This is a genomic window from Phenylobacterium sp. (genome assembly GCF_030646615.1).
Taxonomy (GTDB): domain Bacteria; phylum Pseudomonadota; class Alphaproteobacteria; order Caulobacterales; family Caulobacteraceae; genus Phenylobacterium.
Genome location: NZ_JAUSLG010000089.1, coordinates 24,843 through 36,888 on the forward strand (window position 1 = coordinate 24,843; position 12,046 = coordinate 36,888).

The following is a 12,046-nucleotide window of genomic DNA, read 5'->3' on the forward strand; positions in this document are numbered from 1 at the left end:
TGCGGTCTTCCTTCCCCTTGCGTCCTGATCATCCGCCGCTTCAGCCCGGCGATCTGCCGGCCGCCCGGGGCAGGATGAACAGCATGGCCGCGGCCAGCAGGCCCCCCAGTCCCATGACCAGGGACACGGTCATCAGCCCGCCGCCGCTGGCGAAAAGCGCGCCGGCGACCACCGGGCCGATGGCCGAGCCCCCGCGCCCGACGCCGATCACAAAGCCGGTGCCGCTGGCCCTGAGCGCGGCGGGATAGGTCGCCGCCAGTATGGGATACATGCCGACCACGCCCGCATTGACGAAGAACCCCGCCAGGGCCGCCGTGATGGAAAGCGCCACAAGATCGCGCACGCCCAGGCCAAAGACGGCGATGGCGGCGACGCCTGCGAGCATCGCCCCGATCACCAGCGGCCGCAGGGGCAGGCGCTGGCTGGCGACGCCGATGGCCAGGGCGCCCAGCAGGTTGCCGATATTGGCGCACACGAGGACCCGGCCGGCCGAGGCCGCGTCAAAGCCCATATCGACCACGATCTTCGGAACCCATTTCTGGATGTAGTAGAAGAACATGATCTGGGCGAAGTAGGCGGTGGTCAGGGTCAGGGTGACCTGCCCATAGCCCGGCGAGAAGAGGGCGCCGATCGACGGCCGGGTCTGAATCTCGCCCTCTGGCAGGGCGTCGATGGGCGCGCGCCGAAGCCGCGCCAGCGTCCGGTTTACGGCCTCCAGGGCGCCGGCCGGCCGTCGGGCGAGCAGGGAGTCGATGGACTCCGGCAGCAGGAAGATCGCCAGCGGCAGGCAGAGCGCCGTGGCCACGCCGCCGAACAGAAAGACCGAGCGCCAGTCGCCGCTGGCCTCGAGCAGGGCCGAGGCGACCAGCCCCCCGAGAATGGCCCCGGTCGAATAGCCGGCGATGTTGAGCACCACGGCCAGACCGCGGTTTCGGTCATTGGAGAATTCCGCCACCAGAGCGCTGGTGGAGGACAGCATGCCGCCGATGCCGAGGCCGGTGAACAGGCGCGCCGCAAACAGCGCCGTCATGCCGGGACTGAAGGCGGCGGCGAACATTCCGATCATCATCATGGTCAGGCAGATCAGGATGGTGGGCCGCCGTCCGATCCGGTCGGCGACATTGCCCATGGCCACCGAGCCCACCGCCATGCCGATCAACTCCATCGACAGCAGCACCCCCAGCGCGGCTGGATTAACGCCCCAGGCGGCGGCGATGCCCGGGGCGGCGAAGCTGATGGCCAGGACGTCGAACCCGTCCAGGGCGTTCAGGGTGATGCAGATAGCCACGACCACGAACTGCGCCAGCCGCATGGGCTCGGCGGCGATGGTCGCCCTGGGGTCTGTCGCGGGACGGCTCATGAAGAAGCTCCTGTCGTCCCGGCAGGCTGGCGCCTCAGGCTCGGTGGGGCAGCGCCTCGATGTGTTGGGCCAGCATCGCCGCCAGCTCGGGGCGACGGTCCAGGCACCTGGAGACCGGCCCCACAACCACCACCGAAAGCCGGCGGCTGGGATCGGCCAGGGGCATGGCGACCCCGGCCAGGTCCGGAGTGTATTCGGCGTTGCTCTGATGATAGCCGCGGGTCAGGGCGGCCTGCAGCTCGGCCTCCACCTGGTCGGGGCTGGTGGGGGTGGTCTGCCCGTAGGGCAGGAAGTCGATGCGCCGGTAGAGGATCTGGCGTTCCTCCAGACTCATCTGGGCCAGCAGGGCCCGGCCGGCCGAGCTGGCATGGATCGGCACCTGGTCGCCGACCCGGGCGATATAGCGCACGGCCTGGCGCGACTCCGCCACCTCCATGAACATGGCCGAGGCGCCCGCCGGCGCCGAGATGGCCACGGTCTCCCCGGTGGCCTGGACGAGCTGGCTCAAAAGCCGCTGCAGGTCGGCGGGCAAGGGATCGCTGTGGGCGACCTTCTGCGCCAGCTCCAGCCAGCGGGGGCTGGGATAGTGACGGCCTCGGGCCTGGGGCTCGTAGAGGTAACCCTTGGCGGCCAGGGTGCCCACCAGCTTGAAGGTGCTGGACCTGGGCCAGCCCAGGTCGTCGGCGATCTCCGCCGCCGTCGCCGGTCGGCCTTTCCCGGCGAAATATTCCAGGATCTGAAGGGCGTTGGCGGCTTGCCGCACATACATGGCTGAGAGCGCCTGTGAAGAAACAGAAGGGCTGGCCGCCGGGGTAGGGCGGATTGGCGTCGGCGGCAACGGGGTCGCCCTGGCTGCGCCGGTGATCCATGTCAGCGCGCCGTGAAGCCGCCATCGACCGGCAGGGCGACGCCGGTGACGAAGCTCGCCTCTTCGGAGACCAGCCAGAGGACAGCGTCGGCCACCTCGCCGGGCTGCACCAGACGCCCCATGGGCACGGCCGAGACGATCTTGGCCTCATTGGCCGCCGCCTCGGCGGGATCGCCGCTCCGGCCGGTGAAGCCCTGCTTCATGGGCGTATCGGCCAGGCCCGGACAGACCACATTGACGCGGATGCCATCGCCGGCCAGGGCCAGGGCCAGGGACTTCCCCAGCCCGACCACCCCCCATTTCGCCGCTGAATAGATCGGGCTCATCATCGAGCCCACCAGGCCCGAGATCGAGGCGGTGAAGACGATGGCGCCGCCGCCCCGGGCGCGCATATGGGGCGCGGCCTGGCCAGCGCCCAGGGCCGCCGATGTCACATTGAGGGCGATGGCCTTGTCATAGGCCGCCATGTCCAGGTTCTCGACCGAGGCGGGGCCGGGCATGCCGGCATGGGCCCAGAGAATGTCGATCCCGCCGAGGATCAGCGCGGCCTGGTCGATGCTGTCGCGCGCGCCCTGTGGCGTCGAGAGGTCGGCGACGATGGGGCAGACCTTGTCAGGCCCGATCTCGGCCACCAGGGCCTCGAGGGCGCGGGCGTCGAGATCGATGGCCGCCACCTTGGCGCCTTCGCGGACGAACCGCTCCACCCCGGCCCGTCCCATGCCCGATGCGGCGGCGGTGACCACGGCCAGTTTTCCCTGCAGGCGCATTGGCGCGCTCCTCTAGGCGGCGAAGGGGTCGGCGAACCGGCCGGTGGTGGAGATGATCGTGGTGCGGGTGTCGAGATAGGGATCGAGCGCCTCGACCCCGTTCTCGCGGCCCCAGCCGCTGGCTTTCATGCCCCCATAGGGCGTCGACCATCGGATGTAGCGATAGGTGTTCACCCAAACCATGCCGGCCTGGATGCGGGCGGCCACCCGATGGGCGCGGCCCACATCGGAGGTCCAGAGCCCCGCCGCCAGGCCGTATGAGGTGTCGTTGGCGATGGCCACCGCCTCGTCCTCCCCGTCGAAGGGCAGGATGGCGACCACAGGGCCGAAGATCTCCTCCTGCGCGATGCGCATGGACGGCGTCACGTCGGCGAAGACGGTGGGCTCGACGAAATAGCCTGCCGCCAATTCCGCCGTCTCGATGCGGCGGCCGCCGGCGACCAGGGTCGCGCCTTCGTCTCGCCCGATCTCGATATAGCCCAGGGTCTTGTCCAGCTGCTGCTGGTGCGCCTGCGGCCCCATATGGGTGGCGGGGTCCAGCGGCGCGCCGACCCGCACCCGGCCCGCCGTGCGCCGGAAGGCCTCGACCACCTGGTCATAGATCGGCCGTTCCACCAGGACGCGGGCCCCGAGCGCGCAGCTCTGGCCGCACAGGGCCCAGGCCGAGCCGGTGGCGGCGTTCAGGGCCTGTTCGAGATCGGCGTCGGCGAAGATGACGTGCGGCGCCTTGCCGCCCAGCTCGAAGGTGAAGCGCTTCAGGGTGTCGGCGCCGGTCTTCAGGAGCGTCTTGGCCGTGGCGCCCGAGCCGGTGAAGCTGATCTTGGCCACATCGGGATGTGTGGCCAGCCGGGCGCCGGCGCTCGCCCCGTCGCCTGGGACCATATTGACGACGCCGGGCGGTAGACCCGCCGCCTCGACCAGATGCGCCAGCGCCAGGGACGAGGCGGGCGTCTGTTCTGCGGGCTTGAGGACCACCGTGCAGCCGGCCGCCAGGGCCGGGCCAAGCTTCCAGGTCGCCGCCATCAACGGGACATTCCACGGCGTGATGGCGCCGACCACGCCGACGGGAACCCGGCTGGTGAAGGCGTGTACGGCGTCGTCCAGGGGAATGGTCCGCCCATCGAGCTTGTCGGCCAGGGAGGCGAACCAGTGGAAGTATTGGGGGTGCAGGCCGATATCGGCCCGCGACTCGCGGATCGCACGGCCATTGTCCTGGGATTCGACCTGGGCCAGGGCCTCGACCTGCGTCGCATAGAGATCGGCGAAGCGGCGGAGCATCGCCGCCCGCTCCCAGCCGGCGAGCCGTCCCCAGGGCCCCTCGAACGCCGCCCGCGCCGCGGCCACCGCACGGTCAATATCCTGAACACCGCCATAGGCGACCTGTCCCCAGCTCCGCCCGGTGGCGGGATCGATGCTGGCGCGGAGGCCGCCATCCAGCGGCGCCACCCACTCTCCGCCAATGAACAGGCGATCAAACTGAAACGCCACCGTGGCCCCCATCTAGCTCCGCATGTGGACGAAATAGTCCATACTCAGAAATCGGAGTCAATGTTCGACGAGGTTCAGCAGGGATGGCGGTTCCCGGCGTCGCATCAAAAAACCCTGCCTGGATCATCTCCAGGCAGGGTCGCGAGAATTTGCGCCGTCCCACGGGGGCGGCAACGGCGTTCCGGCCGGCTAATCCACGAAGGTGAGGGTGGCGATGTGGTGGATCTTGGCGACTTCGTGCTCCCCCACCCTGGCGGGGGATTCGACGGTGTGGCTCACGGCAAGCAGGTAGCGGCCATCCCAGGTGGTCGGGATGGTGAGACGCCCGGCGGCGTCGGTCTTGAAAGACTTCGACCAGCGATCCGGATTGATCAGCGTCACCGAAGCGTCGGCCAGGGGGCTGCCCTCATAGGTCACGGCGAAGGTGTCCCCTTCCGGCGTGACCGGCGCAATCTCCAGGTCCAGGACCGTGCGGGTTTCGGTTCGCCCGGCGCGGGCGTGGAAGACCGCAGCCTCCTTGGCGTCGTCCTCGCCCCAGGGGGCGAACACCGAGTCGTCGGTGGCGCGCACATCCCCATCGCCGGTGACGGCAACCTCCAGGTGGTCGGTCTTGCGGGTGAGGACGGCGGGCGCGCTGCGGTCGGTGGTGAACACCACCGGCGCCTTCAGTTTGGCGAATTCCGGATCGCCGCCGGCAGGAACCGGCTCGGCCGGCTCGCCGAGATAGACCCGAACGGGTCCTGCGCCATCGCGCTCCAACCAGACCTCGTGGGCCTCGGCCAGGGTTCCCCACCCCAGCAGGGCGGCGGCGAGGGTTACGGTGATGGTCGCGCGCATGGGGCTCTCCTCGATAGGGCTTCTCGAGGGCATTAATGCATGTAATAATTATTAGCAAGTATGGACGGCGCGGAGGGGTTGGTTCCCCTCCAAGCCTTTTACCGGCGGAGGTGGTCCGGCGAACGGGCGCTCCAACGTCGTTGCTGCAAGCGACCCTGCAACCCTTTGTCACGAGGCATGACCGGGATGATCGACACCCTTGAGGATCTGGAGGCCTGCATCGGCGTGGCCGCCCTGCCGGTGAAGATGAAGATTATCGATCACCTGGACGCCGAGGCGGCGCGATGGCTGGCGTCCTCGCCGCTCGCCTTCGTCGCCATCGGCGGGCCAGACGGACCGCAGGCGGCGGTGGCGGGCGGAACGGCCGGCTTCGCCTCGGCGCCGGCCCCGGCGCAGCTGAGGATTCCCCGCTCGGCGATCGATGGCCTCGACCAGATTCACGAGGGGGCCGGAGCCGGCGCGCTCTTCCTCGCCCCCGGGGTCGGGGAAACCCTGCGCGTCAATGGCCGGATCGCTGGCCTCTCGGCTGACGCCGTCGAGATCGCCGTCGATGAGTGCTTTGTCCACTGCGCCAAGGCGCTGATCCGCTCCGACTTCTGGGCGGCCGACGAGGCGGCGCCGCCATCTGCACCCGAAGCCTTCCTGGGCGCAGTCCGCTTCCTGGCCTTGGCCAGCATGGACGAAGAGGGCCGCGTCGATATCAGCCCCAAGGGGGATCCAGCCGGCCGTCTGATCCGGTTGATCGAGGGCCGCGCGGCGCTGGCCGAACGCCCGGGCAATCGCCTGGCGTTTGGCTATCGCAACATCATCACCCAGCCGAGAATCGCCGCCCTTGGCCTGGTTCCTGGCGCAAGCCGCGTTCTGAAGCTCTCCGGGCGGGCCCAGCTCACCACCGAAGAGGCCCTTCGCGCGGCCTTTGTCGTCGAGGACAAGGCGCCGATCCTGGCCATGCTCATTGATGACCTTAACCTCGACCTTGTTGACAGTCCTGCCCTGGAGCGGGCCGCGCCCTGGGCTGGCGAGGCTCCGGCGCCGGACATTGATCCCGCCGCCATCCTCATGGCGCATCTGAAGCACAACAAGGCCCGAGGCGTGGCGGCCACCCTGCTGCGACTGTCGGTCAACCGGGGTCTCATCGCCAGCGGCCTCAAGACCAACTACAAGACCCAGCTCTACTGAGGTCTGACCGGTCCAGCCCCGGGGCGGCGCCGTCTGCTCGCGTCTGCCGCATAGGACGTGGGCCCGACGGGCTTCCAGCATACTCACCGAGCGCGGCGGGCTTCACGCCAGCCAACAGGGGCGCCTAGGAAAGCGGCGCCGATCGCCTTGAACGCCGTCGCCCGGGGCGCCCGGCGCCCCGTCGCTCGCCGGGGCGCAAACGGGCTCGCTCAACACCGCATTGATGTATGACAATCATACGTAATTCGTGTGGAGGGCGTTTATATGGCGAGCTTGTTCAGAACCTTGGCCGGCGGCGTGGCCCTGGCCTGCGCCGTGGGGCTCAGCCCAAGCCTCGCCCAGGCGCCGGGGCCTTCGCCGACGCCGAAAACCACCGCCATACACGCCGGCCGCCTGATCGATGGCCTCTCGGCCCGGCCGCAGAGCCAGGTCACCATCCTGATCACCGACGATCGGATCACGGCGGTGGAGCCGGGCTTTGTCTCGCCCCCCGGGGCCGAGGTGATCGACCTGTCGAGCGCCACAGTGCTGCCGGGCCTGATCGATGGCCACACCCATGTGACCTCCCTGCGCCGCACGGGCAACGGCATCGCCAAGAGCGTCACCTATTCCCCGCTGGACATGGCCCTGGCCGCCACGGTCAACGCCGAGGCCATCCTGCGCTCCGGCGTCACCACGGTGCGTGACCTGGGCGGCAACTACGGGACCGACCTCGCCCTGAAGAAGGCCATCGAGCTGGGCGAAGTGGCCGGCCCGCGCATGTGGGTGGCCGGCGAGGCCATAGGCCCCACCGGCGGCCACACCGACTGGAGCCATGGCTATGCCGAGGACATGTCCCGCCGCGACTGGGGGGCAGGGCTGGCCGACGGCGCCGACGCCGTCACCCGCCTGGCGCGCACCCAGCACAAGCTCGGCGTCAATATCATCAAGATCATGCCCAGCGGCGGGGTGGTCAGCCAGGGGGACGATCCCAAGGCCCAGCTGATGACCGAGGCCGAGATCAGGGCGGCCGTCGACACCGCCCACGCCATGGGCATGAAGGTCGCCGCCCACGGCCACGGCAAGGAAGCCATCGACATCGCCGTGCGCTTAGGCGCGTCCTCCATCGAGCACGGCACCTATGCCGACGATGAGAGCTGGCGGTTGATGAAGACCCACGGGACCTATTTCGTGCCGACCCTGCTGACCACCCAGCGGCTGTACGACCTGGCCACCCATGCGCCTCAGACCCTCAACCCGTACACGGTGCGCAAGGTGCTGGAGATGGGATCCAGCATCGGCAAGCTGACCCGGGCGCATAAGGCTGGGGTGAAGATCGCCTTCGGCAGCGACACGGGGCTCGGTGAGAACCTGCAGGAGGCCGCCCTGATGGTGGAGGCCGGCATGACGCCGGCCGAGGTGATCCTGGCCGCCACGGCCAACGCCGCCGACCTGATCGGCTCCAACGAGATCGGCGCGGTGCAGGCCGGCCGCTATGCCGACATCGTGGCCGTCGCCGGCGATCCCCTGACCGACATCACCGAACTGGAGCGCGTCCAGTTCGTGATGAAGGGCGGGGTGGTCTACAAGGCCGGCGGCGAGAACCTGTACGTCCAGATGGTGAACCCGTGAGCGCGGTCTCCGTCGCCGAAACCGGCGAGCCGGGCGCCGCAAGGCCGACCGTCCGAGGCTGGCTGATCGTCGCGGTTTCCCTGGTGGGAATTTCGGCCGGGCCAGCGGCCTTCGGCATCGCCTCGCTTGGCCTGTTCATCGGGACCTTCGAGCAGCAGTTCGGCTGGGGCCGGGCGGAGATGAGCGCCGCAGCCTCGCTGATGATGCTGTGCTCGGCGGTCTCCATGCCCCTGGTGGGACGCCTGGTGGACCGGTTCGGGTCGCGCCGGGTGCTGATCCCCTCCCTGGTGATCCTGGCGGCCTGCATGCTGGCCCTGACCCAGGTCACCCAGCTCTGGCACTTCATGGGGATCTACGTGGCCATGGGCACGGTGGCGGCGGGCTCCAACAGCGTGGCCTATATGCGGGTCCTGGCCACCTGGTTCGACAAGTCCCGGGGCCTGGCCATCGGCATCGCCGGCAGCGGCACGGGCTTCGGCTTCGCCTATGTGCCCCTGGTGGGCCAGGGCGCCATCTCGCAGTTCGGCTGGCAGGGCGGCTATGTGGCGCTGGGCCTGATCCTGCTCTGTGTGGCCCTGCCCATGGTGGTCTTCCTGTTGCAGGAACAGCCGGGCGCGCCGGCCGGGCAGGGGGCGGACGCCCCGCCCGCCGCCGCCCTGGGCGACACGCTGAAACAGGCCATGGCCAAGCGCGACTTCTGGATGCTGATCGCCATCTTCGTGGTGCTGGCCTTCGTTCTCTATGGGCTGATCCCGCACATGGTGCCCCTGCTCGGCGACCGGGGCATGAGCCCCGAGGCCGCCGCCGGGGTCGCCTCGATCTTCGGCCTGGCCACCTTTGGCGGCCGGATCCTGATCGGCTTCCTGCTGGACAAGTTCGACGCCCGGCATATCGGCCTGGTCTTCTTCAGCCTCTCGGCGGTGGGGCTGGCCCTTTTGTGGGCGCCGCTGCCGGCCTGGGCGATGATCTTCCCGGCCCTGTTGCTGGGGGGCAGCCTGGGCGCCGAGGTGGACATGCTGGCCTATCTGGCCAGCCGCTATTTCGGACTGAAGTGCTTCGCCCAGATCTTCGGGGTCCTGTTCGGGGCGGTGATGATCGCCATGGGGCTTGGCCCCGTCGCCTTCGGCTTCGTCTTCGACCTGACCGGCTCCTACCAGGCCATGCTGGCCGTCGGCGCAGGGCTCTGCCTGGTGGCCTCCAGCCTGGTCCTGACCCTCAACCCCTATCAGGAGCGCCGCCGCGGCGGCCCCGTCTCCGTGACCTGAGCTTTCCTTGCGCGGCTCTCCCCGGTCGTCGCAACGAAAAGGAAGGGCCCGCGCCATCCCCTGGCGCGGGCCCTTTGTCGTTCCGGCCGTAAGGCGGCGATCAGGCCGCGGCGTAGTCTGCCGCATTCCCCTCGATCTGCACCCGGAAGCCCGAGCGTTCGTGCGGGAAATAGTCCCAGATCGCCAGGTGCTGGGTGCAGCGATTGTCCCAGAAGGCCACCGCATGGGGCGTCCAGCGGAAGCGCACCTGGAAATAGGCGTTCTCCGCATGCTTGAAGAGGTACTGCAGGATGGCCTCGCTCTCGTCCTGCGGCACATCGTTGATGTGGCTGGTGAAGCCGCGGTTGACGAACAACAGCTTGCGCCCCGTGATCGGGTGGGTGCGGATCACCGGATGGACGGCGACCGGATACTTGCCGTCGGGATCGAAGCGGCCGAAGGCCAGCTTGCCGTCATGGGTGGCGGTCAGCTGCTCCAGATAGGCCTTCATCGGCGCCGACAGGGCGTCATAGGCCGCATACATGCTGGAAAACGCCGTATCGCCGCCCATCGGCGGCAGGGTGTGCAGATAGAGCACGCTGCCCATGGGCGGGACCGGCAGGCAGGACATGTCGGTGTGCCACTCCTCGCCGGCCACGTGCTTGGAGGTGGCGTCGGCGTGCAGCTTGCGCACCTCCGGATGCTCGGGCAGCCCCTTCAGGGCGTGGATCTGCAACTCTCCGAAATACTGGCCGACCCGCTTCAGCGAGGCCGGATCCAGGGGCTGGTCGCGGAAGAAGATCACGCCGTGGTCGTGGAGGGCCTGACGCACCTCGGCGACCTGTTCGTCGCTCAGGGGCTGGGTCAGATCGACGCCGGAAATCTCGGCGCCGATGGTGGGGGTAAGCGGCTGGGCCTGGAGGGTCCTGTACGACATTGAAATCCCATTGATCGAAACAAGGTGCGCGAGCGCTGCGCCATCTGGCGGGAGGCGCGCCTCGGCTTCAAGTCTATTGTATACAGTATCCCGTATTCTCTGTCAGGCGCCCGCTGCGAGGCGCCGTTGCCGCCGGCGCGTCTATGGCCTAGTCGAAGGGGGATCGATCGCCGTCAATTAAGGGAATCCCGCGCTTGCCAGGACCTTCGCGAGCCGTCGCCCCCACCGAGCGCCTGCGCGACCAGGTCTATCGGCGCATGCGCGAGGAGCTGCAGTCGGGTCTGCTGGAGCCCGGCGCCCGGCTGGTGGAGCTGCAGCTGGCCAAGGCCTATGGCGTCTCCCGCACCCCGGTGCGCGAGGTGCTGCTGCAGTTGGCGCGCGAGGGCCTGCTGACCCCGCAGGAGCGCGGCTATCTGGTGCCCGTCGACACCCAGAAGGATGTGGTCGACCGGCTGGAGGTCCGCCGGCTGCTGGACGCCCGCATCGCCCGCCATGCGGCCCTGGGGGCCACCGCGGAGGAGATCGCCGCCCTCCGCAGGACCCTGGAGCGTCAGCGGGCCGCCCACGAGGCCGGCCGCGCCCGGGTGTTCGTCGAGCGCAACAGCGAGTTCCGCAGCGCCCTGCGCGAGGCCTGCCGCAACGCCCTGCTGAGGCGCTGCGCGGCCATGGTGGACGACGTCTTCCAGACCATGCGCGGGCGCCTGCACGAGACCGCCGCCAACCGCGAGCTGACCCTGCTCTGCGACGGCCGCATCCTGCAGGCCCTCGAGCAGCGCGACCCCGACGCCGCCGAGGCCGCGGTCGAAGCCTTCATCGACGCCCTCCTGGCCCACTTCGAAGCCGATCCGCCGCGGGTTTAGGGGGTGGGTGGCTGGACACGGTGTCTTGAAACTTGTCCGATGTCCTCCGCAGTTCGGCAAGCCTGGCAGGCGCTCTCCATGATCACCAGCAAGCTCACGTCCTCGGGGCGGACGACCATTCCCCGGGCCGTTCGTGCGGCCCTCGATCTGAAGCCCGGGGATCGCCTCACCTATCTGGTCGAGGGCGACCGCGTGATGCTGTCCAAGCGGGGTCACATCGCGTCGGATCCGTTCGCGACCTTCAGCGAGTGGCATGCCGACGCCGACTACGTGGCGTACGGGAGCCTGTGAGTCAGGGTTCACCGTTGAGCGCTCAGCGCGAAGAGCTTCCAGGCGGAATCTGAGATGAGCCAACAGCAACGCTGCTGGGGCGTGGGGTTGGCGAGGACGGGGAATACGTCCTTCTGCGCCGGTCTTCAGCTATTGGGATATGACCCGGTTCAGCAGGACCCGACATTTGACGTGCTTCGCAATCTGCAAGGCGGGTCCGGCAACACAGTGGTGCTCCACTTCAAATACCTGGATTACATTTTTCCGGGCTCGAAGTTCGTGCTGACCACGCGAACGGTCGAGAGCTGGCTCGCATCCATGGAACGGTCTCATCTGCATAATCCTCGCCCTGTCCTAGGCGAGCATGATCGAATTGCGCGGCGAATGGCCATCTACGAGACCGTTGGCTTTGAACGCCGGACGCTGGCCGATGCATTCATCCGCCATCACGGCGAGGTTCGGCGCTATTTCGCCCAACGGCCAAATGATCTGCTGGAACTGGATGTGGCCGGCGGGCAGGGCTGGGGCCAGCTCTGCCCGTTCCTCGGCATTCCGTCTCCAGGCGTGGCTTTCCCGACTCTGAATCAAGGCGTGTCCGCTTAGGTCAAGGTGAGGCGCTCAAACT

Annotated in this window: 12 protein-coding genes; 6 read left to right on the forward strand and 6 right to left on the reverse strand. The window is 68.7% G+C overall.

What is annotated here, in order from left to right; translation table 11 throughout:
• Positions 1-40: 40 nt before the first annotated feature.
• The 5 genes from Q7S93_RS15680 to Q7S93_RS15700 all read right to left on the reverse strand — a co-directional run bounded on the left by Q7S93_RS15680 (position 41) and on the right by Q7S93_RS15700 (position 5,320).
• Positions 41-1,360, reverse strand: a complete 1,320-nt coding sequence (locus tag Q7S93_RS15680; protein WP_304714888.1) for an MFS transporter — start codon at positions 1,358-1,360, stop codon at positions 41-43.
• 34 nt (positions 1,361-1,394) lie between these two features.
• Positions 1,395-2,129 carry an IclR family transcriptional regulator gene (locus Q7S93_RS15685; RefSeq protein WP_304714889.1) on the reverse strand — a complete coding sequence of 245 codons (735 nt, stop codon included), beginning with the start codon at positions 2,127-2,129 and terminating at the stop codon, positions 1,395-1,397.
• Positions 2,130-2,230: 101 nt separating this feature from the next.
• Positions 2,231-2,995 carry an SDR family NAD(P)-dependent oxidoreductase gene (locus tag Q7S93_RS15690; protein WP_304714890.1) on the reverse strand — a complete coding sequence of 255 codons (765 nt, stop codon included), beginning with the start codon at positions 2,993-2,995 and terminating at the stop codon, positions 2,231-2,233.
• A 12-nt stretch (positions 2,996-3,007) separates the two neighbouring features.
• Positions 3,008-4,483 (reverse strand): aldehyde dehydrogenase, encoded by a 1,476-nt coding sequence (locus Q7S93_RS15695; protein ID WP_304714892.1) that lies wholly within the window; start codon positions 4,481-4,483, stop codon positions 3,008-3,010.
• A gap of 189 nt (positions 4,484-4,672) precedes the next feature.
• Positions 4,673-5,320: a DUF4198 domain-containing protein gene (locus tag Q7S93_RS15700; RefSeq protein WP_304714893.1), complete on the reverse strand. Its 648-nt coding sequence runs from the start codon at positions 5,318-5,320 to the stop codon at positions 4,673-4,675.
• A gap of 177 nt (positions 5,321-5,497) precedes the next feature.
• Between Q7S93_RS15700 and Q7S93_RS15705 the strand changes: the two genes are divergently transcribed.
• From Q7S93_RS15705 to Q7S93_RS15715, 3 genes are all read left to right on the forward strand, one after another.
• Entirely contained in the window at positions 5,498-6,499 is a 1,002-nt protein-coding gene (locus Q7S93_RS15705) for a pyridoxamine 5'-phosphate oxidase family protein (protein ID WP_304714894.1), read from the forward strand.
• A gap of 264 nt (positions 6,500-6,763) precedes the next feature.
• Positions 6,764-8,110, forward strand: a complete 1,347-nt coding sequence (locus Q7S93_RS15710) for a metal-dependent hydrolase family protein (RefSeq protein ID WP_304714895.1) — start codon at positions 6,764-6,766, stop codon at positions 8,108-8,110.
• Positions 8,107-9,375: an MFS transporter gene (locus Q7S93_RS15715; protein ID WP_304714896.1), complete on the forward strand. Its 1,269-nt coding sequence runs from the start codon at positions 8,107-8,109 to the stop codon at positions 9,373-9,375. Before Q7S93_RS15710 ends, Q7S93_RS15715 begins: the two co-directional genes overlap by 4 nt.
• Positions 9,376-9,475: 100 nt before the next feature.
• Here the strand turns inward: Q7S93_RS15715 and Q7S93_RS15720 are convergent, their stop codons facing one another.
• On the reverse strand, positions 9,476-10,291 hold the full coding sequence (locus tag Q7S93_RS15720; RefSeq protein ID WP_304714897.1) for a TauD/TfdA dioxygenase family protein: 816 nt from the start codon (positions 10,289-10,291) through the stop codon (positions 9,476-9,478).
• A 194-nt stretch (positions 10,292-10,485) separates the two neighbouring features.
• Between Q7S93_RS15720 and Q7S93_RS15725 the strand changes: the two genes are divergently transcribed.
• From Q7S93_RS15725 to Q7S93_RS15735, 3 genes are all read left to right on the forward strand, one after another.
• Positions 10,486-11,151, forward strand: a complete 666-nt coding sequence (locus tag Q7S93_RS15725; RefSeq protein WP_304714898.1) for a GntR family transcriptional regulator — start codon at positions 10,486-10,488, stop codon at positions 11,149-11,151.
• 78 nt (positions 11,152-11,229) lie between these two features.
• Positions 11,230-11,442: an AbrB/MazE/SpoVT family DNA-binding domain-containing protein gene (locus Q7S93_RS15730; protein WP_304714900.1), complete on the forward strand. Its 213-nt coding sequence runs from the start codon at positions 11,230-11,232 to the stop codon at positions 11,440-11,442.
• A gap of 54 nt (positions 11,443-11,496) precedes the next feature.
• Complete coding sequence (locus tag Q7S93_RS15735; RefSeq protein WP_304714901.1) at positions 11,497-12,024, forward strand: sulfotransferase; 528 nt, start codon at positions 11,497-11,499, stop codon at positions 12,022-12,024.
• Positions 12,025-12,046 lie beyond the last annotated feature (22 nt).

Bases quoted from the DNA above. Each gene is read 5' to 3' on its own strand.
- Q7S93_RS15680 (WP_304714888.1), bottom strand. From the start codon at position 1,360: ATGAGCCGTCCCGCGACAGACCCCAGGGCGACCATCGCCGCCGAGCCC.
- Q7S93_RS15685 (WP_304714889.1), bottom strand. From the start codon at position 2,129: ATGTATGTGCGGCAAGCCGCCAACGCCCTTCAGATCCTGGAATATTTC.
- Q7S93_RS15690 (WP_304714890.1), bottom strand. From the start codon at position 2,995: ATGCGCCTGCAGGGAAAACTGGCCGTGGTCACCGCCGCCGCATCGGGC.
- Q7S93_RS15700 (WP_304714893.1), bottom strand. From the start codon at position 5,320: ATGCGCGCGACCATCACCGTAACCCTCGCCGCCGCCCTGCTGGGGTGG.
- Q7S93_RS15705 (WP_304714894.1), top strand. From the start codon at position 5,498: ATGACCGGGATGATCGACACCCTTGAGGATCTGGAGGCCTGCATCGGC.
- Q7S93_RS15710 (WP_304714895.1), top strand. From the start codon at position 6,764: ATGGCGAGCTTGTTCAGAACCTTGGCCGGCGGCGTGGCCCTGGCCTGC.
- Q7S93_RS15720 (WP_304714897.1), bottom strand. From the start codon at position 10,291: ATGTCGTACAGGACCCTCCAGGCCCAGCCGCTTACCCCCACCATCGGC.
- Q7S93_RS15730 (WP_304714900.1), top strand. From the start codon at position 11,230: ATGATCACCAGCAAGCTCACGTCCTCGGGGCGGACGACCATTCCCCGG.
- Q7S93_RS15735 (WP_304714901.1), top strand. From the start codon at position 11,497: ATGAGCCAACAGCAACGCTGCTGGGGCGTGGGGTTGGCGAGGACGGGG.